The 22,297-nt window shown below is 50.7% G+C and carries 20 protein-coding genes; 18 read left to right on the forward strand and 2 right to left on the reverse strand.

What is annotated here, in order from left to right:
* From fliI to D6694_01060, 5 genes are all read left to right on the forward strand, one after another.
* Positions 1-678: flagellum-specific ATP synthase FliI (gene fliI, locus D6694_01040; protein ID RMH47945.1), on the forward strand; the 678-nt coding region annotated here is incomplete at its 5' end.
* A gap of 20 nt (positions 679-698) precedes the next feature.
* Positions 699-1,169 (forward strand): flagellar export protein FliJ, encoded by a 471-nt coding sequence (fliJ, locus tag D6694_01045; GenBank protein RMH47946.1) that lies wholly within the window; start codon positions 699-701, stop codon positions 1,167-1,169.
* A gap of 87 nt (positions 1,170-1,256) precedes the next feature.
* Positions 1,257-1,556, forward strand: a complete 300-nt coding sequence (locus tag D6694_01050) for an anti-sigma factor antagonist (protein ID RMH47947.1) — start codon at positions 1,257-1,259, stop codon at positions 1,554-1,556.
* 9 nt (positions 1,557-1,565) lie between these two features.
* Positions 1,566-3,269, forward strand: coding sequence for a response regulator (locus D6694_01055; GenBank protein ID RMH47948.1), 1,704 nt, complete (start codon positions 1,566-1,568; stop codon positions 3,267-3,269).
* A 22-nt stretch (positions 3,270-3,291) separates the two neighbouring features.
* On the forward strand, positions 3,292-3,642 hold the full coding sequence (locus tag D6694_01060) for an Hpt domain-containing protein (protein ID RMH47949.1): 351 nt from the start codon (positions 3,292-3,294) through the stop codon (positions 3,640-3,642).
* Here D6694_01060 and D6694_01065 read toward each other — a convergent pair.
* Together D6694_01065 and D6694_01070 are read right to left on the reverse strand one after the other, a co-directional pair.
* Positions 3,620-4,729, reverse strand: a complete 1,110-nt coding sequence (locus D6694_01065; GenBank protein ID RMH47970.1) for an FAD-dependent oxidoreductase — start codon at positions 4,727-4,729, stop codon at positions 3,620-3,622. The two genes, D6694_01060 and D6694_01065, sit on opposite strands and share 23 nt — an antisense overlap.
* Positions 4,666-4,911, reverse strand: coding sequence for a hypothetical protein (locus D6694_01070; GenBank protein ID RMH47950.1), 246 nt, complete (start codon positions 4,909-4,911; stop codon positions 4,666-4,668). The genes D6694_01065 and D6694_01070 overlap by 64 nt, the downstream gene beginning before the upstream one ends.
* 543 nt (positions 4,912-5,454) lie before the next feature.
* On the opposite strand from D6694_01070, the gene D6694_01075 reads away from it, so the two are divergent.
* The 13 genes from D6694_01075 to D6694_01135 all read left to right on the forward strand — a co-directional run bounded on the left by D6694_01075 (position 5,455) and on the right by D6694_01135 (position 22,295).
* On the forward strand, positions 5,455-6,633 hold the full coding sequence (locus tag D6694_01075; GenBank protein RMH47951.1) for a 4-phosphoerythronate dehydrogenase: 1,179 nt from the start codon (positions 5,455-5,457) through the stop codon (positions 6,631-6,633).
* Positions 6,634-6,737: 104 nt separating this feature from the next.
* Positions 6,738-8,153 carry a 3-isopropylmalate dehydratase large subunit gene (gene leuC, locus D6694_01080; GenBank protein ID RMH47952.1) on the forward strand — a complete coding sequence of 472 codons (1,416 nt, stop codon included), beginning with the start codon at positions 6,738-6,740 and terminating at the stop codon, positions 8,151-8,153.
* Positions 8,153-8,800, forward strand: a complete 648-nt coding sequence (gene leuD, locus D6694_01085) for a 3-isopropylmalate dehydratase small subunit (protein ID RMH47953.1) — start codon at positions 8,153-8,155, stop codon at positions 8,798-8,800. The genes leuC and leuD overlap by 1 nt, the downstream gene beginning before the upstream one ends.
* A gap of 10 nt (positions 8,801-8,810) precedes the next feature.
* The gene (gene leuB, locus D6694_01090) at positions 8,811-9,887 is read left to right on the forward strand and encodes a 3-isopropylmalate dehydrogenase (protein RMH47954.1); all 1,077 of its coding nucleotides are present in this window, start codon (positions 8,811-8,813) and stop codon (positions 9,885-9,887) included.
* Between the two features lie 9 nt (positions 9,888-9,896).
* Complete coding sequence (locus D6694_01095; protein RMH47971.1) at positions 9,897-10,928, forward strand: aspartate-semialdehyde dehydrogenase; 1,032 nt, start codon at positions 9,897-9,899, stop codon at positions 10,926-10,928.
* A complete protein-coding gene (locus tag D6694_01100; GenBank protein ID RMH47955.1) occupies positions 10,925-13,474 on the forward strand; it encodes a hypothetical protein in 2,550 nt (849 codons plus the stop codon). Before D6694_01095 ends, D6694_01100 begins: the two co-directional genes overlap by 4 nt.
* 80 nt (positions 13,475-13,554) lie before the next feature.
* Positions 13,555-14,361, forward strand: coding sequence for a tRNA pseudouridine(38-40) synthase TruA (gene truA / locus D6694_01105; protein RMH47956.1), 807 nt, complete (start codon positions 13,555-13,557; stop codon positions 14,359-14,361).
* Between the two features lie 75 nt (positions 14,362-14,436).
* Positions 14,437-15,294, forward strand: a complete 858-nt coding sequence (locus tag D6694_01110) for an acetyl-CoA carboxylase carboxyltransferase subunit beta (GenBank protein RMH47957.1) — start codon at positions 14,437-14,439, stop codon at positions 15,292-15,294.
* Positions 15,261-16,505: a hypothetical protein gene (locus D6694_01115; GenBank protein ID RMH47958.1), complete on the forward strand. Its 1,245-nt coding sequence runs from the start codon at positions 15,261-15,263 to the stop codon at positions 16,503-16,505. The genes D6694_01110 and D6694_01115 overlap by 34 nt, the downstream gene beginning before the upstream one ends.
* The gene (locus D6694_01120; GenBank protein ID RMH47972.1) at positions 16,481-17,053 is read left to right on the forward strand and encodes an SPOR domain-containing protein; all 573 of its coding nucleotides are present in this window, start codon (positions 16,481-16,483) and stop codon (positions 17,051-17,053) included. The genes D6694_01115 and D6694_01120 overlap by 25 nt, the downstream gene beginning before the upstream one ends.
* A gap of 46 nt (positions 17,054-17,099) precedes the next feature.
* Positions 17,100-18,614 (forward strand): amidophosphoribosyltransferase, encoded by a 1,515-nt coding sequence (locus D6694_01125; GenBank protein RMH47959.1) that lies wholly within the window; start codon positions 17,100-17,102, stop codon positions 18,612-18,614.
* Between the two features lie 2 nt (positions 18,615-18,616).
* The gene (locus tag D6694_01130; protein RMH47960.1) at positions 18,617-19,186 is read left to right on the forward strand and encodes an acyltransferase; all 570 of its coding nucleotides are present in this window, start codon (positions 18,617-18,619) and stop codon (positions 19,184-19,186) included.
* Between the two features lie 25 nt (positions 19,187-19,211).
* Positions 19,212-22,295 carry a hypothetical protein gene (locus D6694_01135; GenBank protein ID RMH47961.1) on the forward strand — a complete coding sequence of 1,028 codons (3,084 nt, stop codon included), beginning with the start codon at positions 19,212-19,214 and terminating at the stop codon, positions 22,293-22,295.
* Positions 22,296-22,297: the final 2 nt, after the last annotated feature.

A 22,297-nucleotide genomic window follows, 5' to 3' on the forward strand; every position in this document is an offset into this window, starting at 1 on the left:
CCTGCTGATCAGAGCCCGTTAATGAGATTGCAGGGCGCCATGACGGCGACTAGCATTGCCGAATATTTTCGGGATCAAGGGCGTGATGTATTGCTGCTTATGGATTCGCTAACGCGATTTTGTCAAGCGCAGCGCGAGCTTGGTTTGGCAATCGGAGAACCACCGGCCACGAAAGGTTACCCACCGTCGGTGTTTGCAAAATTACCGAAGCTTGTCGAGCGGGCCGGGAATGCCGAATCCGGCCGAGGGTCAATCACTGCCTTCTACACGGTGTTGACCGAAGGCGACGATCAACAGGATCCGATCGCCGACGCCGCGCGTGCCATTTTGGATGGTCATATCGTGCTCAGTCGTACACTCGCGGAACAGGGACATTACCCGGCCATTGATATTGAAGCGTCGGTGAGTCGAGCGTTGCCGCTGATTGTGCCAGAAGAAGCCATTCAGATGATTCACCGATTCAAGCGCGTTTATTCCACTTATGCACAAAATGCCGATTTGATCAGTGTTGGTGCCTATAATGTCGGCACTGATCCAGCCATTGATGAAGCCATACAATTGCGACCCGCCATGACGAAATTCTTGACGCAGAGCATGCGTGAGAAGGTCAGCCTTGAACAGGCGTGGACAGAACTTGCCACACTGATGAGGTCGGAAAATTCGGCTGAAGGCGAATAATTGGGCTATTCTTGTGGACTATGACGAAAGAAAAAAAGCGCAGCGAGCGCCTCAATAGCGTGGGCAAAATTGCTTCTGACAAGGAGCAAAAGGCGCTGTCGTCTTTGGTGGAACTCAAAAAGGCGCTTCAGCAAGCTGAAGCAAAGTTGAAAACCCTTCGCCAATACCATTTCCAGTACAGTAACAGCGTAGCCAAACCAAGCAATGCGTTGTTGTCGGCAGGACTGTTGGTTGAACACCATCGTTTTTTGGTCAACTTGGAAAAAAGCATCACGACGCAAGAGCAGCAGATTATGGCCTTGAAACAAAAGGTTGAGGAGGCACAAGCGGTTTATACACAGCGCAAGGTGGAACGGAGGGCCGTCGAAAAGGCGCAGGAAAGGCTGCTGGTCAAAGCCGAGGCCAAAATGCGTCGTGATGAACAAAAAATGCAGGACGAGCTTTCACAGAAATCGACTAATCAAAGCCTATTCAGGAAACTCCTTTCCTAAGAATAAAACCAGTTGTGCGTATTTGCTAAAACGTGCCAGGATAGGCTACTACTATATAGGTAGGTTTTGAAAAAGGAGAAGCACCGCATGTCAATAGAAACGATAAGAGATGGCGACACCCTGACCATTAAAATTGTTGGCCGGTTCGATTTCAGCGTGCATCAAAGCTTCCGGTTGGCATATGAAGATGTGCGACCGGAACCAGCACGTTATGTACTTGATTTGAAAGAAACAAATTATCTGGACTCGTCAGCATTGGGCATGTTGTTGTTATTGCGGGATTATGCGGGAGGGGACGCCGCAGACATCACGCTCCTAAATCCGAATGAGGAGGTCCAGAAGATTCTAAAAATTTCCAATTTCGAGAAACTGTTCAAAATCGCCTAGGAAACGCTTGTGGCCAAACAGCCACTCATACTTGTCGCCGACGATAGTAATTCGGAAAGAATACTGCTGGCGGCCCTGTTGCGCCGCCAGTCGTATCAAGTCATTGAAGCTGCCGACGGTTTGGAGGCGGTGAGGCTATTCAAAAAACATCCTGTCGATATCGTCCTGCTGGATGCCATCATGCCCACTATGGATGGTTTTACTGCCGCGGAGCAAATCAAACAACTCGCTGGCAAAGAGGAGCGCTTTGTGCCAGTGGTTTTCGTGACATCACTGTCCGACACAGAATCGCTGGTGAAATGTCTGGAAGTTGGTGGCGATGACTTTTTGGTCAAGCCTTATAACCAGATCATTTTGCGTGCCAAGATTGAGGCCTTTATGCGTATGCAGGAGTTATATCGGACAGTAAAAGTGCAAAAAAATCGCATACAGCAAATGCGTGATGCTTTGCTTGAGGAGCAACGTCAGGCACGAAAGATTTTTGACAATATCGCGCATCGCGGCTGTTTAAGTAGTAAAACGATCCGGTTCAACTTGTCGCCACTCTCCATTTTTAATGGTGACGTGTTGTTGACAGCATTGAAGCCGCAGGGAGGCATGCATGTGTTTATGGGGGACTTTACCGGTCATGGCTTACCTGCCGCTATGGGGGCTTTGCCTGTGTCTCAGATTTTCTACGGCATGACGCAGAAAGGCTTCGCGTTGGAGGAAATTTTACGTGAGATCAACGTACGTTTGAGACAAATTTTACCAACCGAGTTTTTTTGTTGTGCCGTGGCGGTGGATTTGGATTTCTCCGAACAAGCGGCGCGCATTTGGAACGGTGGCTTGCCGCCTGCTTTGCATTACAGTGTTGGCAAAGAAGCCGGCCGTGTGGCGCAAATTCAGTCTCAGCACTTGCCTCTCGGTATTCTGGATAACGACAAGTTCTCTCCGGATATGCAGATAATTCATTTTTCGAGAGCAGACAGATTGCTTATTTTTTCAGATGGTGTGATCGAAAGCTCGAACGATGATAATGAATTTTACGGTTTGGAGCGGCTAATCACATTGGTTCGAGAAAGCGCGCCCTCGGATAACGTCGTCAAGGCATTGAAAAAAGATTTGGAGCACCATGTCAAGAAGGCCGGGTATTCGGATGATGTCAGCTTTATTGAACTGTTGGGAGAGTCGCCTGTTGATGTCCACGAATATGACAGTGCCAGCCAGTCGGGTATTGTGGAGCCTGTCGCTTGGGATGCGACTTATACTTTCTACCATACGGCGGTACAAGCCATCGATCCCTTGCCTTTTGTTTTGCAGCCATTGATGGAAGTGGCGGGTTTGCAGAAGTTAAGAGGACGGATCTATTCGGTGTTAAGTGAGATGTATAACAACGCCTTAGAACACGGCTTGCTTGCACTGTCATCGGAACTTAAACGGAGTGCGGCGGGATTCACTCAATATTACAATGAAAAGTCGAAGCGACTAAAACAACTGGATGGATCACATAAAATTACCGTGGATGTGAAGTTGCGCGCGGAAGGGACGCGCGGTGAGCTTGTGTTGTCAGTGCGTGACACAGGGCCGGGTTTTGATGTGGCCAACACGTTAAGCCAGCTTGACCAACTTGGATACAGTGGCAGAGGCTTGGCGTTGCTTAATCAACTTTGCGATGAAGTGGAGTTTAATGACAGTGGGCGGTGTACCGCTGTGACCATGCGTTGGCACTAGACCGGTTCGGGGAGGAGGAAGAATGAGTATACCAGGCGATATCGTTGATTTGGAGGCGCTTCAAGAGTTGTCCACGCTGCTCGAAGATGAGTTTTTGGCGTTACTCTCTGCTTACCGAACGGATGCATTGCAGCATATTGATGGGATGAAGGCGGCGTTGGTAGAACGAGAAGCGACCAAACTGCGGAACCATGCGCATTCCTTGAAAGGGTCGAGTGCAAATGTGTATGCACGCTCTCTGGCTGCGTGCTGCGAAACACTGGAGCACGATGCTTTGGCGGGCAATTTGGATCAAGCTGCGTCACAGATCCAGGAAATTGAACAAAAGCTCCATACTGTTTTGGATGTATTCAAGAACAATGGGTGGCTTTAGTCACAATTTTTAATGTTCGCTGCAACAGATCAAAAGGTAATGGATACGGAAAGTTTTGGAATTCGTGCCTAACGATACGTGCCAAAAGTGGTGCAAACATTAGGCCGTGGCTCCCCAATCCACCGATAAGCCAAACATCGTCCTTTGCTGGTTCATACAAGCGAATCAGGGCTGGCAATCGCCCACGCGCCATCATACGAACCGAGGCACGTGACATTTCCCAGCACAAGGCCTCAGGCCGACAGCCCAATGCCTTTGCTAGCCTTTGCCGATTGAGCTGAGAATCATTTGGGTTGGACCATGGATGTGAGTGCTTGGGGTCGAATGTGGCCCCCGACAGCAAGGTGTAGCGTTCATCAACCTTATTGTTGTTTGTTAATGAAATAAAGTAACCATTGTCTTGGCACATGGCTGGAACCGAGATCGGCCTATCCGACGAAAATACGTCGATTTGGCCGCGTACTGCTTGCCATGCAACGTGTGGCGCGAATTGCTTTGCGGCAGCACCAACACAAAGCACTACAGCATCGAATTGGGATGCCAGCGAGCTTAAACCTTTAGGGGGTACATTTTTGACATGGTATTCGTAATTCGGGTGTTTGCGAAGCCTCGCTTGTAGCCACTCTAATAGCGTTTTAGGAAAGATGCGCCACGCCCGTTCAAACCAGAGACGATTTGGCATGCGCTCATCTATGGATAGCCATTGTGGATCAAGAAACATTTTGGTGAGCGTGCCTTCGTCCAGTGGACGACGTTGTTGTTGGTAGGGGAGCCGTGTCAAAATGGCCAAGTTATCTGGCAATTCGGAATAGTACGTGGCGGCATAGGCAAAGCTATGGATATGCCAGAGCATGTTCAGAGACCATGTTCGCTCGAGCCTAGGCACGACGAGTCCGGCTGGATTGGCGCTCGCACAAATAGCTCGATGTTTGGGGCCAAAGTGGGTGACCGAGTGTCCTGCGCTGGTTAACTCATGGGCAACTAAGGTGCCCGCAATGCCATTGCCAACCACCGCGATATGTTTTAGGGGAGGGGGATGGCATTTTTGTTCGTGCACGACAGGGGTGGATAGTCGCGCGACCAACATTTCGCGTTTTTGCCCAAAACCATTGCGTTTTTCAACATAAAACCCGGCTTGGATAAGGGCTCGTCTGACGGAACCTGCTGCGGTAAATGTGCTGTAACGTGCTCCATTTGCCGAAAGCATTGCCATTTTGGCAAATAATTCGGGCGTCCATAAGTCAGGATTTTTGTTGGGGGCGAAGCCATCGTGATACCATACGTCAACAACTAGACGCCTTTCCTCGGCGAAGTCGGTGAGGGCATCCATTGCGTCCATCTGAACCAGAAAAAGATCAATGTGTTTGTTGCCGTAGCGTAACGGGATATGGTAGCGGCCAGGGGCTCTGGGGGGGAGCAGGGAAAGCCATGGTTCGTGGAGCGAAAGCTTGAGATTGAGATGGCGAAAGAATCGTTGAATATCGGTACGCGACCAAGGCGCATATTCGATACCAATGTAGGTGAGCGATTCTGCGGAAGAAGATGGTGATAGGAATTGTTCCAAGGTTACCGCAAAATTGAGGCCGCTGCCGAATCCGATCTCGGCGATGGCAAGGTATGGGCGCGTGCTGAATAAATCCGGCGTGCCCGTTGCATTGAGAAAAACGTATTGAGCTTCTCCTACCGGATCGTCAGAGTGATAACGGTCGCCGTGGCGAACGGAGAACGGGACGCCGTTGGCCCCCCAATGAATCTCCGGCGTTTGCAGAACTGCCCATTGCATGGCGTTATCAAAATTGTGGACATGGCGTGATGACAACAGTTTATACAAACCGGCACCGAATGAACATTTGGATAGATGAGAATATTCCGTTTGCCGAAGAAATTTTTGGTGATTTCGGCCGTCTGACATTTTTTGACGGGCGACATTTTCCCATCGATACGGCAAAGGAGTCGGGGATAGAGGTGTTAATTACGCGCTCAGTGACGCCCGTGACGGCACAAATTGCTGACATCGGTTCGCTTCGGTTTGTTGGTTCGGCAACCATCGGTACGGATCACGTTGATGTCTCGGCACTACAAAAACGTGGCGTGGCATTTGTACACGCTCCCGGTGCTAATGCACAATCGGTGGCTGAATATGTGCTGTGTGCAATGGCCGAGCTTCATTATCTGAAGACCATTATCGAAAACGATCAAAAGGTTGGTGTCGTTGGTTATGGTCAGGTGGGACGGCGGGTGACAACGCTCCTCTCTCGGCTTGGCGCTCGAGTTCTGGTCTTTGACCCCTTTGTTGATGTGCCACACAGGCAAAACGTGGCACAGAGTGATTCGATTGACGAGATAATGACGCTGCCCGTCGTCACGGTACATGTTCCGCTGACTCACAGTGGTCCGCATCCGACCGTTGCGATGCTCGATGAGAAAAAGCTATCGAAATTGCCCGAAAATGCTTTGTTTATTAATACGTCACGCGGTGGCACGATGCGCGCAGCGGATCTCATTAAGGCGGTGAACCAAGATAACGCTCGGGCCTGGATCTTGGATGTCTGGCCAAATGAGCCATCTGTGCCTTTGGCCTTGCTTGAGTGGATGAAGACACACCGGGAGCGCGCCATTGGCACACCGCATATTGCGGGCCACTCGGTTGATGGGAAAGTTGGCGGAGCGCTCATGGTAGCGCGCCAGTTAGCACAGTTTCTGAAAAAATCATGGCAGCCACCTGCGCTCCCTTTGGCCGAGCCGATGAACATTGTTGTCGACGATCAAAAATCGCCCTATGAGATGCTTGAAACTGTGCTTACAACTGTGTATCCCATCCGGCAACAATCAGATGCGTTCGTCTCATGTGGTGCGTCCGTTCAAGAACAATTTGATCAACTGCGTCGGGCTATTGCACCGAGGCGTGAATTTCGTTTTCATCACGTCACGACGAAGCACGGCCAGTTAAAGCAGTGGCTGAAAGCATTGGGATTTCAAGTCACCGGATAGGAAAGTTGGGCAGAACGATTCGTTTGGCGTAAGAACATTTGCGTTATTGTTTGGTCCGCACTAGCATGTTGGCACTTTGTCAACTCCAACGATTGGGGTGAAAAATGTCTGGTCAAACACTATACGACAAGTTGTGGCAAGACCATGTGGTCATGCAAGGAAAAGACGGGATGGATCTCATCTATATCGATAGACATCTTTTGCACGAGGTGACATCGCCGCAGGCTTTTGAGGGGTTGCGTCAAGCTGGTCGTTCACCTTGGCGAAGAAACGCGAACTTGGCCGTACCAGACCACAATGTGCCGACGACCAATCGTTCGGCCGGTATTTCAGACCCCATTTCCCGCATCCAAGTCCAGGCACTTGATGAAAACTGTCGAGCCTTCGACATTACGGAATTTACTTTAGATGATATTCGACAGGGTATTGTCCATGTCATTGGCCCTGAAAATGGCGCGACTTTGCCCGGCATGACCATTGTTTGTGGCGATTCCCATACAGCCACGCATGGCGCCTTTGCCGCATTAGCGCATGGGATAGGCACGAGTGAAGTAGAGCATGTGCTTGCCACGCAATGTTTGTGGCAAAAGAAAATGGCGAATATGCGGGTTGTCGTAGATGGGGCTCTGCCTAAAGGCGTATCCGCTAAAGACATCGTGTTGTACATCATCGGTGTCATCGGGACAGCAGGGGGGACTGGACATGCCATTGAATTTGCAGGGAGCACAATTCAAAGTCTTTCTATGGAAGGACGGATGACCATTTGCAACATGGCGATTGAAGCTGGCGCGCGTGTCGGGCTGGTTGGTGTTGACGACAAAACAATTGACTACCTTTACGGTAAACCGTTTGCGCCGGAAGGCGAACAGTGGGATGCCGCTGTGGCTGATTGGCGTCAGCTTGTTTCGGATCCGGATGCCGTATTTGACAAAGAAGTTCGCATTGATGCCTCCAGTATTACGCCAATGGTCACTTGGGGGACATCGCCAGAAATGGTGGTGAGCATTGACGATGTGGTGCCTAATCCCGACCAGGAAGCCGATCCGGTCAAAGCGAAAGGCATGCGGCGTGCATTGGAATATATGGGGCTGCGGCCGGGAACACCGATGCAGGAAATATCGGTGGATAAAGTTTTCATTGGATCGTGTACGAATTCACGCATTGAAGATTTGCGAGAAGCGGCAGCAGTGATTCGCGGTCGAAAGAAAGCGGATTCTGTTAAACAGGTTTTGGTTGTGCCTGGTTCCGGTTTGGTGAAACGTCAAGCAGAAGCAGAGGGATTGGACAAAATTTTTAAGGAAGCCGGGTTTGAATGGCGTGAGCCGGGTTGCTCGATGTGTTTGGCGATGAATGCCGACCGCCTGGAACCGGGTGAGCGTTGTGCTTCAACTTCCAATCGCAATTTTGAGGGACGCCAAGGGCAAGGGGGGCGCACGCATCTGGTGAGTCCAGCCATGGCGGCGGCCGCTGCCATAGCAGGTCATTTTGTTGATGTGCGCAAATTTATGGAGGAAGCATGATGGAAGCATTTACAATTCATACCGGCATCGTGGCACCCTTGGATCGGCCAAATGTCGACACAGATGCCATCATTCCAAAACAATTTCTCAAATCCATCAAAAGAACAGGATTTGGTCCCTACTTGTTCGATGAATGGCGTTATCTTGATCATGGCGAACCGGGAATGGATTGCAGTCAACGACCATTGAACCCGGATTTTGTGTTGAATCAACCCCGTTACCAGGGGGCCACGATTTTGTTGGCGCGGGACAATTTCGGTTGTGGTTCGAGTCGGGAGCATGCGCCATGGGCCCTGCTAGATTATGGTTTTCGGGTGATTATCGCGCCAAGCTTCGCTGACATTTTTTATAACAATTGTTTTAAGAATGGTATTTTGCCAATTATTCTACCCTCCGAGACTGTCGATGCCCTGTTCAAGGAAGTGGCAGCCCAACCGGGGTACAAATTGCGCGTTGATCTGCAAGCACAGAAGATCCATAAACCGGACGGCGACGTGATTGACTTTGATATTGATCCTTCTCGTAAACGCAACTTATTGCTTGGTTTGGATGAAATCGGTGAAACACTGCAACATGCCGACAAAATCCGTGCTTATGAGGAGAAACGGATGCGCGCCAAACCATGGTTGTTTAAAGAATTAGGATGAGGATATAGGTATGACAAAGAAAGTTCTGGTACTTCCAGGGGACGGCATTGGTCCTGAGATCGTGGCGGAAGCCGTCAAAGTGTTGAAATATCTACAGGGTGAAGGTCTAGACATTGAACTGACGGAGCTTCTGGTTGGTGGTGCCGCCTATGATGCATTTGGAAAACCTTTGCCCGAGGAAACATTGGTGGCAGCCAAGGAAGCCGATGCTATTTTGCTTGGTGCCGTTGGCGGGCCAAAATGGGAACCATTACCTATCTCTGTCCGACCAGAAAAAGCACTGCTTGGATTGCGGTCAGAACTCGGCTTGTTCGCTAACCTCCGGCCGGCCGTGCTGTATCCACAATTAGCACACGCTTCTTCATTAAAGCCAGAATTGGTGTCTGACCTGGATATCCTCATTGTTCGAGAATTGACTGGTGGTATTTATTTTGGCAAGCCTCGCGGTATTGAAACTGTTAATGGTGAGCGGCGAGGCGTTAATACCTATGTGTATACCGAATCGGAAATTCGTCGCATTGCCCATGTTGCATTTCAGGCGGCTCAAAAGCGAAATAAGCGCCTATGCTCGGTGGACAAAGCCAATGTATTGGAAGTCACAGAACTTTGGCGGGAAGTCATGACAGAGGTCGGTCGGTCGTATCCGGACGTATCGCTGACTCATATGTACGTTGATAACGCTGCGATGCAGTTGATTCGGCAGCCCAAACAATTTGACGTGATTGTCACTGGTAATATGTTTGGCGACATTTTGAGTGATGCAGCTGCGATGCTCACCGGCTCAATCGGCATGTTGCCTTCGGCGTCACTCGATCAAAACAATAAAGGGATGTATGAACCAATTCATGGCTCCGCACCGGACATCGCCGGGAAGAATGTTGCCAACCCACTGGCCACTATTTTGTCGGTGGCGATGATGCTGCGCTATTCACTGGATGCGCCAACTGAGGCTGAGCGAATTGAGCGGGCGGTTCGTGATGTTTTGACGCAGGGCTTGCGTACCCCCGACATTTGGACCGAAGGCACCGAGAAAGTGTCGACCAGCGAAATGGGTGAGGCGGTCGTTCAAGCATTGAAAGCACAGTAGAGGACGATGATGTCAGGAAAAAACGGGTTGCATGTTGCGGTCGTTGGTGCCACCGGGCTTGTGGGTGAGCTGATGCTGGAGCTTTTGTACGAACGTCAGTTTCCGGCTGCTCAGGTGACCGCATTGGCGAGCCAACGCAGTCAAGGGAAAACGGTCACTTACGGGGCCCAAGAACTTGATGTCCAGGCACTTGCAGATTTCGATTTTCGCGGCGTGGACATTGCGCTTTTTTCAGCGGGTGGCGACATTTCCAAAGAGTTTGCCCCCAAGGCTATGGCGGCTGGCGCTATCGTCATCGACAACACCTCGGCGTTTCGATACGAGCCAAATATTCCCTTGGTGATCCCTGAGGTCAATCCAGAAGCTTTGGCAAGCGTGAAACCGGGCGGTGCGATTATTGCCAATCCAAATTGCTCCACCATTCAGATGTTGCTTGCAGTCAAGCCAATCTATGACAGGTACGGCGTACACTCTATTGACGTGGCCACCTATCAAAGTGTCTCTGGAATGGGGCGTCGCGCCGTGGAAGGCTTGGCTCGGCAATGTGCTTTGCTATTAAACGGGCGGCCAATCGAAGAGGATGTGTTTGGTCGGCAGATGGCCTTCAATGTTGTCCCGCACATTGATGAAATGCTTGACAATGGTTACTCGCGGGAAGAAATGAAAATGGTGTGGGAAACCCGCAAAATACTGAATGATCCATCCATTGAGGTCAATCCCACTGCGGTGCGAGTTCCGGTTTTTTTTGGTCACAGCGAAGCCGTGCATATTCGAACAGAAGAGCCAGTTTCGGTTGACGACGTGAGATCGTTATTGGCGGATGCGCCTGGTGTGGAGGTGGTCGATGCGCTCGGTGGGCGGCAATACGCGACCGCAGTCGAACATGCGTCTGGCAAAGACCCCGTGTTTGTGAGCCGTATACGCCCCGGTGTTGATGATCCTTATCGTATTAATTTGTGGGTGGTGGCTGATAATGTTCGAAAAGGTGCGGCACTTAACAGTATTCAAATCGCGGAGCTATTGGTGAAAACAGTTTTGTGAGCTATAGTTACGGCATATACTTGCGAAGGGGCCTGAGCAATTTGGTGCAACTGTCTGGACGATTAAAGAATTTCATCAAGGCATTGGGTCCCAATGACTATCACAAAAAAAGGGATGTCGGTATGAGTCGGAAGTTAACGCCCTGGTTTATACTTGGATTTATTTTGGGTCTGCAGTCAGCAGCTTGGGCGCTCGGCCTGGGTGATATCCAGCTGATGTCAAAGCTTAATGAGCCTTTGCGAGCACGGATACCGATGGTTTCGGTGGGCGATCTGAATCAGGAGCAGATTCTGGCAAAGATCGCGTCAATGGAAGATTTTGAGCGGGCTGGCATTGACTATAACTTTCAGCTAAACCAAATTCAATTCAAGCCGGTGATACGAGATGATGGTTCAGCGTACCTCGAGCTCACAACTAAAACGCCGCTCAAGGAGCCGTTACTCGATCTTCTAGTCGATGTCAGTTGGCCGACGGGGCGCATTCAACGTGAATACGCCATTCTACTGGATCCGCCTACGTTTTCCGAGCAGCCGGCAGCCCAAGTAGAAATGCCGCCTGGCCAGATTACAAACACAACGTATTCATCAAGTGTGACAGCATCATCTTGGCGCGGAGAAACGAGCGCAGAATATGGCCCGGTGAACCGAAATGACACCCTATGGAAAATTGCCAAAAGGGTGCGGCCGTCCTCACGCGTAAGCATTCACCAAACCATGGTGGCGCTATATCACGCGAACCCGGATGCTTTTGCGGGCGATAACATGAATAACTTGCTGACAGGTAAAGTGCTCAAGGTGCCTTCAGCATCCGACATCGCCGCCATTGATCAGCAAACGGCACTCATGGAGATAGTTCGTCATAACCAGGCGTGGGCAAAAGCGGGGCACGCAAGACCGGCTTCGCGTCCGATTGGGGGGGTGGATGTCGGGCAGTATGCTGCTCAAACGCGACAACCTCACGCTGAAGCGCGTCTCAAGCTGGATGCGCCGAATGATAAAGATGGCGCAGCTTTGGCAGAGACTGAGGAAGCACTGGCGACACTGAAAGCGGAAAATGAGTCGCTGAAGGCGCAGATTGAGAAAGCGAATGCGCGTTTGGAGAAACTTGAAAAGCTTTTGGCACTTAAAGATCAAGAGTTAGCGCAGCTGACGGCTGAGCGGGCAGAACAGTCCTCAGACGAATCGACAACAAGGCAGGAGACAGCTGCCTCGGACAATACGAAGTCGCCAACTGGCAGCGATTTGTCTTCAAACTTAACAGCTTCAGAATCAGAGCCGAGCGACGCATTCACTGAACAATTGCCTGAAAAGCCGGTTGCTGCTGAAGCGAAGTCAAATGACCAACCTTCTGAAAGCACGCCATCAAGCGCAAAGCAGAAGACCACGGTTTCACCGCAAACAACCCCATCGGAGGATTGGACGCAAGTATTCACCCAGTATTGGGCGTTGTGGTTGGGTGTTGTCGCAGTGGTGATCATCGCCGTTTTCGGCATCCTTCTGATGCGTCGGCGAGCCGCGGAAGATGCCTTGTCTGCTTCGCAGTCAATTACCAGTGATGAGCATCATACCGATGATATCACTGATGACGTCGATGAAGCGCTTGACACATTGTCTGCTGATGATTTGTTGGCATCCGAGGAAACGGACTATATTCCGGAAGAAGCCGTGGATGCTCTGCAAGATGAAGGTGGAGAGGAAGCATCCGATCCGATCGGTGAGGCGGATGTCTACATGGCTTACGGTAAGTTTGATCAAGCTCGTCAGGTATTGAAACGGGCGCTCGATGCCGAGCCTGATCGAGTTGATCTTCATCTGAAATTGATGGAATGCTTGGCAGAAATGAAGGCGAAGGATGAGTTTGATGCACATAGAGAGGCCTTGCGTTCCGTCATGTTGACCGACAAGGTGGTAGAGGAAAAAGTTCACGAGTTGGAAAGCAAGGCGTGGCCGGACGAATTTGAAGGGACGCCAGCACAACAAGCGCCTGACCAGTTTGATGACGACATTTTTGGAGATCTGGCGTTCGCCAGCGAAGACGTGGAGAGCGATGAGCTGACGGACGGAGAAGAAGCTGATGATAGCGGCGAAGTTGAAGACGCCGTGTCTGAGATGGCACCAGTGGCTTCGGATGACACAGACTTGGAATGGTCTCTTGATGATACTGAATTGACGCTTGATTCTGAGCCGGAGGAAGATGAAGAGGCTCTGAAAACAGAAACCGATGGCGTACAGCCGTCAGAATTAGACTTTGAGTCAGACGATGCAAAAGCGGAGGCCGAATTAGAAGATGTAACACTTGGCGAGCTTGGTGCTGAGGATGACTTTGAGCTTGATCTGGAGGACGATACTGTCCCGGATGAATCGGAAAGTGATGATGCTGATTTAGACCTTGGTGACGTTGACGAAGTATCAACCAAGCTGGATCTTGCTCGGGCTTATCTCGATATGGAAGATTATGACGGTGCTCGAGAAATACTGAACGAGGTGCTGGATGAAGGGAATGAAGCACAAAAAGAAGAAGCGCAGAAAATGCTCGCCCAAATTTAGGGTGCAATTCAACGAGATCGTTGAGCCCGGTCGATGACCGGGCTTTTTTATCGAAATCGATGGGTATCTAATGGTGAATCATGCCAAGAATTGCTTTAGGTGTTCAGTACGACGGTGCCAATTGTCATGGCTGGCAAAGACAGCGCCATGCACCGAGTGTCCAGCAGATACTGGAAGAGACGTTGAGTAGTATTGTTCAGGAAGAAGTGAAAACAGTGTGTGCTGGGCGCACAGACACAGGGGTTCACGCGGCCTGTCAGGTTGTCCACTTCGATACGCGCATACAACGGCCGCTTCGTGCATGGACACTTGGCGTCAATGCTAGGTTGCCCGACACTATATCAGTGTTGTGGGCCAAGGAAGTTGATGCGTCATTTCACGCACGTTTCAGCGCCTTGTGGCGTGAGTATCGATATGTCATCGTTAATTCGCCAACGAGGCATGCATTGTTACATAAACGCGCCACATGGGTTCGCCAGCCATTAGACTGTGAGGCAATGCACCGTGCCGCACAATATTTTTTAGGAGAGCAGGATTTTAGCGCATTCCGTTCGTCACAGTGCCAATCGCAAACGCCATATCGGTGTGTGATGCGTACAGCAGTGCGCCGGATTGGTAGCATGGTGGTATTTTCTGTTCGCGCCAATGCCTTTTTGCATCACATGGTGCGGAATATGGTCGGTAGCTTAATTGCGGTCGGGAAACATGACGAGGACGAGGTATGGATTTTAGATTTGTTGCGAAAAGGCGATAGGACACTTGCTGCGCCAACTGCGCCGCCAGACGGTCTGTACTTGACTGGCGTCCGTTATCCGGCGCAGTTTTCTATCCCGTCCGTTATCGTGGATGGTTGGCCTTGGACTATGCCGTCCCGTTCAGAGTGGTAGGATGAGTCAGCCAAGCCTTGAATTTCGTTGTGGCAATAGGTACAACGTGGCCAGACTTGATAGGAGATTGGACAGATGAGCTGGATTGAACGGTTATTGCCAGGTCGGAAGACCAAGGGCACCGAAAGAAAAAAATCGGTACCAGAAGGTGTCTGGACAAAGTGTGATAATTGCCAGGCGATACTTTATCGTAGTGAGGTTGAACGCAATCTCAATGTTTGCACGAAGTGCGGCCACCATATGCCGATTGCTGCTCGAGCACGTCTCAATCATTTCTTCGATGGCGAATGGGAAGAAATTGGGGCCGATCTCGCGCCGGTGGATGTTTTGAAATTCAAGGACTCAAAGAAGTACCGCGATCGCCTGAGTCAAGCGCAGAAGACCACAGGTGAAAAAGATGCGCTGGTGGCAGGTTTTGGGAAAGTGGACGGTCTTGCGATGGTGGGTGCCGCATTTGAATTTGCGTTTATGGGCGGCTCCATGGGCTCGGTGGTTGGAGAGCGTTTTGTGCGTTCGGTTGATAAAGCCATTGAAAAAAAATGCCCGCTCGTGTGCTTTTCAGCAAGTGGTGGGGCGCGGATGCAGGAGGCGTTATTTTCTTTGATGCAAATGGCGCGTACTGCTGCGGCTTTGCGTCGCCTTTCTGAGGAAGGGTTGCCTTATATTTCGGTCTTAACGCATCCGACAATGGGTGGTGTTTCGGCATCATTGGCGATGCTCGGTGATGTCCACATTGCTGAGCCGAAGGCGCTTATCGGTTTTGCCGGACCGCGTGTCATCCAGCAGACGGTCAGGGAAACGCTACCGGAAGGATTTCAGCGGGCTGAGTTTTTGCTTGAGCACGGGGCCATAGACATGATTGTGGACCGTCGAGACCTGAAATCAACCATTGTGCGGCTATGTCGAAAACTAATGCGGCTTCCAGCGGCTTAGGACGAACGCTCGACGAGTGGCTTGACTACATCGAAGCGCAGCATCCGGCAAACATAGCCCTCGGGTTAGACCGGGTGCGAGAGGTAGCGCGACGTATGGGCTTGTCGTTGCGGCCTGCTCGATGTCTGAATGTTTTGGTGGCTGGAACCAACGGCAAAGGGACAACTGTGGCGCTCTTGGAAGCGGCAGCCAAAGCCGCTGGCTTAACGGTTGTCACATACACGTCGCCACATGTCGTTGATTTTTGTGAACGGTTACGCTTTGAAGGGCATTTGAGTGTTCCCGAAAGCTGGGTGGAAGCTTTTGATGTCGTCGATCAAGCACGTGCATCGACACCGCTCACATTCTTTGAGTTTGTCACTTTGGCAGCGATGTGGCTCGCTGAGCGTCGGGCGCCAGACGTTGCGGTATTCGAGATAGGCATGGGGGGGCGTCTTGATGCCGTGAATATCATTGAACCAGACGTATCGGTTGTGACCACCGTTGCCATGGATCATACGCAATGGCTTGGTGAGACATTAGCGGAGATAGCGGCAGAGAAAGCAGGTGTTGGTCGGAACCGGAAGCCTTGTTATGTAGGAGATCGTACGGCCGTGCCCTTGCTGGAAAAACCCCTAGCTGAGATTGGGGCACAACTCGTGTCTGTGAGCTCAAGCCAAGAATCGATCGACATGCCTGAGACAATCAAACCACAGGTGCATAGTGATTGTTGGCACTTGGCGTATTCCATTATCCGACACCATTTTCCACGCGTGCCGAGTTTGGACGATTGGTTGGCTCAACTCGATTTACGGACCTCATTGCCAGGCAGGTTTGAAACCTACGATATCGTTATCGATGGGAAGCCAAAGAAACTGGTGATTGATGTCAGCCACAATCCGCAGGCATTGGCTGGCTTGGCCAACAAGTTGGCAAAAAGCGGGCGAGGCATCCACTGTGTTGTCGGCATGTTGGCCGACAAGCAGCCTGAGCTTTCGTGTTTTCTTCCTTTTTCGAGACAATGGTATTGGGTGAGTTTATCGGGCCCACGTGGCCAGTCAGCAGAAGAACTCAAGGCGAAAGCAAATTTGCCTGGTAGATGTTATGATAATCTTCCAGTGGCGCTTGATGAAGCAATGCGGTGGTGTGGGTCAGATGAAATTGTTGCGGTGTTTGGTTCCTTTCTTATCGTGGAAGAAGCGCGTAAATGGGTGAAAAACGTGAGTCAGTAATGTCAACGAGCCACCAAGATCCCACTTTGACACAACGGTTGTTAGGCGCTTTGGTGCTTGTTGCACTGGGAGTCATTTTTCTGCCGTTGATCCTAGATGGCCGAAAATTACAACAATTTGAAGAAGATTTGATCCCCCCGAGACCCAATGATCCGCAGCTGGTGGAATTGACTGCGCGATTGAATGACGAGAATCACTTGCTTGCCCATCAAGCCAAAGAAGCTGATAAGCCGGACACCGCGCTGAAAAAAGAAGAAAAGAAGGGCGCGACAACAACTATTGAATTTCCGAGCGCTCGAGGTTGGGTGGTACAGGTTGGGGCTTTTGCTGAGCGGAGCAACGCAGAAAACTTAGTCGGAAGACTCAAGGAAGCTGGTTATGCAGCTTATATCAGTCGTTTCCAGCAAAAACGGCAAGGTAGAGTGTGGCATCGTGTGTACGTTGGGCCATTTGCGGATGAAGAGAAGGCAAAAAATGCGGCGAGTGCGCTGAAGCGGTTTCCTAAGGTTTCACCGGTGGTGGTTGTGTTTGATCCCTTGAACCACTAAAATTCGCGCTCGCAATTGACTGGCGCTGTGTTTGGAGGCGCAAATTATGTGCGGTATCGTTGGTATTGTTGGATGTTCCGCGGTCAACCAGCGTATTTATGATGCGCTGACAGTATTGCAGCATCGGGGCCAAGATGCGGCTGGTATCGTCACTTTCGACGGAAAGCATTTGCACCTACGTAAAGCCAATGGGCTGGTGCGGGATGTATTTAAGACACGTCATATGCTTGGCCTGACCGGTAACATAGGGATCGGCCATGTTCGTTACCCAACCGCGGGCAGTTCTAGCAGTGCCGAAGCACAGCCTATTTATGTAAACTCCCCATACGGAATTGTTCTGGCGCATAATGGCAATCTCACAAACGCGGACACACTCAAGCGAGAACTTTTTGAGGCTGACTTAAGGCACCTGAATACCAATTCCGATTCTGAAGTACTTTTGAATGTCTTGGCCCATGAACTGGCACGACCCAGCAAGCGGCGCTTAGGAGTTGAGGATATTTTTTCAGCCGTCAGGGCTGTCCATCAGCGTTGTCGAGGTGCTTACGCCGCTGTTGCCATCATCAATGGCCATGGCATGTTGTGTTTTCGCGACAAATTCGGGATTCGTCCAGTCGTGTTTGGACGGCGCAAGGATGAAAGTGGGCGCTATGAGTACATGTTTGCGTCAGAAAGTGTAGGACTGGATGCGCTGGGCTTTGAGTTGGTTCGTGACGTTCGCCCTGGCGAAGCCATTTTCGTGACGTTTGATGGCCAAGTGCACAGTCATGTATGCGCTGACGACGCTCAGTACTCGCCGTGTATATTTGAGTATGTTTATTTGGCGCGCCCCGATTCGCTCATGGATAACATTTCTGTCTATCGAACACGGATGCGCATGGGCGAAAAATTGGCTGAAAAGATATTGCGCGAATGGCCGGACCATGACATTGATGTGGTCATTCCGATTCCGGACACATCCACCACTGCCGCAATTGAGTTGGCGCACCGTCTTGGCATCAAGTTCAGGCAGGGATTTGTCAAGAATCGCTACATTGGCCGAACCTTTATTATGCCGGGGCAAACGTTACGCCGAAAATCTGTCAGGCGGAAACTGAACGCGATAGAGATGGAGTTTCGGGGCAAAAACGTTTTGCTGGTGGATGATTCCATTGTGCGAGGGACAACGAGCGAACAAATCGTCGCCATGGCAAGGGAAGCTGGGGCGAGAAAGGTGTATTTCGCCAGCGCGGCACCGCCAGTACGCCATCCGAATGTTTATGGGATTGATATGCCTGCGGCAAGTGAGTTAGTGGCGTCAGGAAGAACCACTGAAGAAATCCGGCAGATTATTGGTGCCGATAAATTGATTTATCAGGACTTGGAAGATTTGATTGCCACCGCTCGGGAGGGTAACCCTGCCATTACTCGATTTGACACCAGTGTTTTTGATGGTCAGTATGTCACAGGCGATATCACGCCAGATTACTTGGCGTCACTTGAGCAAGCAAGAAATGATGCTGCCAAGTCAAAGCAAGAAAAAGTGGTTGAAGAAGGCCTCGATTTGCACAACAGTGAATGATAATGCGTTGGTTCGGCCGCACGATATTACGTTTATTCGGTTGGCGGGTGACAGGGCGTCCGCCTGCGCTTGACAAATATATCGTCATTGTCGCGCCGCATACTTCCAACTGGGACTTTCTGATCGGCCTGATGGCGAAGTTTGCCTTTGGTGTGCGCCTTCGATTTCTGGGGAAACATAGCCTTTTTGCTTGGTACTCGGGCTGGTTTTTTCGGATGTTCGGCGGCATCCCAGTGCGGCGTGATAAGGCACATAATGTTGTCAAGCAGGTGACGGAGTTTTTCGAGAAAGAACCAACGTTGATTTTGGCATTGGCACCCGAAGGTACGCGAAGTTACACAGACCACTGGCGTAGCGGATTCTATCGCATTGCAAAGGCAGCTAAGGTTCCGATAGTGTTGGCCTTCCTAGACGCGCAGCGCAAGGAAGTCGGTCTCGGGCCCATGCTGTTGCCGTCTGAAGATATACAAGGTGATATGGAATTGATACGTCGGTTTTATGCCGATAAGGTCGGGATTCGCCCAGAGCTCAAAAGTCGAGTTCGGCTTCTCGCAGAGGATGAAACAGGTTAGGTGAAGCCAAGGCAGGTGGATAGGGATGAAAGTCGGAAAAGGAGCTTCACGCCTCACAAGGTTACTGTCCGTGCTTTTGTGTGTCGTGCTTTGTCCGCCATTGGCCGCGGCATCTCTCACACAACTTCGGGTATTTCCCTTCGACACCCACAGTGGGCTACCACAGAATACAGTCACCGCACTTCATGCCGATGACAACGGGCTCATTTGGATCGGGACGCAGGAAGGTGTTGCCCTTGCGAATGGTGAACAGCTGTTGCTTCCCACCTTTTTAGCACCGCTTTCTGGTCGGCGAATACAAAAAATACTGAATGGGTCGGCGGGTCGGATCGTCGTGCTCACTGAGCACACGATATGGACTTTCTCGATTGATTACCAACTGATTTCACGGCAAGCCTTTCCCAAGCGATTGCTGCATGATGCCGTTTATGCTGGGGGCAAACTCTGGTTAGCGTCGTCAAGCGGCGTGGATACGCTGATTTTTTCGCCAACCCATAATACGTGGCATCTCAATGAAACATTGATGGCGGATGAAGTGTTTGTGCTGAGCGCTTCCGACCAAGAAATATCTGCTGCAGGCCTTGGGCACTTGTGGTTGTGGCGACAGCTACGTCAAAATGGTTGGCAGCGAATCAGTATCAGTGTCAGTCAACTTGAGCAGCCACTAAATATTTGGCGATACGATCGGCAATGGTGTGTGGCCGACCTTCAACAAACATTTTGCGTGGATGACGAGACCGTCAACAGGTTCCCGGAGTCAGTTCGAGGCGGCGTGGTTTATCGTGGTAAGCGCCTGTTTGCGACGTCCAAAGGCATCTTTGAAGGTCGACTGGGCAATTGGCGGCCGTTCTCAGTGCAAATGGCCTCAGGGGCTCGTGTCAACCGCCTCAATGTGATGCACGTGTTGGTCGATGATTATGGGGGGATCTGGCTAGGGACGTTCAATCACGGACTTCTGTACCAGAGTCCACATTCTTTTATTTGGCAGAAGTGGCCAATCACGGAGGCTTCTCGGAAACAGTCATTTTCTTACGATGTGACGGGTATCACGCCAGGCCGAGAAGGGTGGTGGGTCGCGACGCGAAATGCGGGACTGTTAAGTCTTGATGAACAGGGTCAACTGCACAGCAATCGCATTGCCAGCCAACTAAAGCAGACTCACTTGGAAGATGTCAACTGGCTAGTGGCTGTGAACCAGCTTTGGGTGTCGGTGGGTGGTCAGGGCTTGCATTTTTACTGTCAGGGGCGTTGGCATCACTTATCTGACATGACCGCGGATGCGCCTGACTGGGTGTTTCAATTGTATTCGAATGGGCGAAATCTTTGGGCTGTCGGCATCGGTGGCGTCTGGCGTTTCTTGGTGGGTGATGATTGCCAACTATTGGAAAATATCAGGTATCGCTTGCCCGATGCATTCACGTTACCAAGTGAACGTTTCTCAACGATAGCGCTTGATGGAAGCGGGCGCCTGTGGGCTGGTGGTGAAAGCGGCATTTTTTATTGGCCTTCCGTTGCTGATGTCGATAAGGGCGTCTGGTTGTCTAAACAATTTTCCAGCATCAATGGATTGGATGTGCACCATATCGCAGTTGGCCCCTACGGTGATATTTGGTTGGCCACCAATCAGGGCATTAAACGGCTTATCGAACGAGACAAGTCTTGGTGGGTGGATGGCTTTGAAGATGTGGCGGCACTCCATCGTCGAAACATCTATGCGGTGTTTCCCAATTCAAATGGGAGACTGTGGGTTGGGACCAGCCAAGGCGTGCAATTATTCGATCCAACCCTGCGGCGATTGTGGCGGCCCAAGATTTCGAGGTCGCTGGGATTAATGGAAATTAATCCTAAGGCGGTATTACATACCCCTAAATTCTTGTTATGGGGCACAATTGACGGAGTGTTGCGACAAAATATACAAACGGTTAAAGCAGGCCGTGCAAATATCCTGTTGACCGACGGCCAACAAATATGGCGGCCCGGTCAAACCGTAGCACTGGCCAACGGATCAGTCACGCCGATGGTTCTGGGAGCGTTTGGAACGGCTGGGATGGATGTTCTTTATCGAGTCAATAATTCATCATGGCGCGACTACGAGTACGGACAAAAAATTTCGCTACCAACTGAGTCTCGAGAATGGTTGCTCGCCATACGCGTGGATGATCCCGTGGTACGGGAAACCATCGTGTCCAATGTTTGGCAAATCACTCATCTTGGGTCGAGGGAATTCCCTTTGTTCAAAAACGCCTTGTTTTACAATGTTATTTTGTCTGTTTTACTTTTGGTGACGTTGATTTTCTTTACCCGCTGGCGCCGTAGGTCTGGCAAGCAGTTGCAAGCGCTTATGCGTGAAAAGGCACAAGCGCTGAAGCAGTGTGTAGAGACAAAGCGGCAACTTGAACTAGAGACAACAACTCGTGAAACACTGGAGAAAAAAGTCATTATGCTCGAATCTTTGGCCAGTGTCGCTGAGTTGTTGCCTGAACCCTCTGGCTGTTACGCCAGTGGTTATCGAGAGACTTTGTTGCCCGCACGTTTGGCGCTTGCAACGACACTTAAATATGAGGCAAGCGTGAACCTACAGACACCACCGATCCATCAACTGCTCAGTCTTCGCATTCATAATCGACAACAGTTGCGCTTAATTGGTCGAGGGCATGTAATCGTCGAGTTTTGTCATCAACTGGATGAACTTATGCAAGCGCTGCGTGGCGTCGGCTGGCAGCAGGTTGCCTCAGCTGACGGTGAATGGTTTTTATTTCATGAATCAAGGGATGACAATGTGCTGCTTGATGGGTTAGCAAATGTCTGTGCGTTCTATCAACAACAACCAGGCACCGACTCGGTTGAATATGCGCCTATCGTCTGTGCCGTGGGAGTTCATATTGCCACCTTGACAGAGAAACCAATCGCGCGCGCAGACGCACGCTTGCTACTTGAATTACTCAACGAGTTACACAATGTCTTGACGCCAAAGTGCTCGCAGGCTTACCAGTTAATACGCTGCCCAATGCCGCTTTCCCAATATTTTTCGCACACGATGGCGCGTCATTTGCCTTTCTGGCTTGAGAACGGCAAACTGGTGCTTAAAAGCGTCTCGTCCAAGGTGTGACA

The organism is Gammaproteobacteria bacterium (assembly GCA_003696665.1).
In the GTDB taxonomy this organism is placed as follows: domain Bacteria; phylum Pseudomonadota; class Gammaproteobacteria; order Enterobacterales.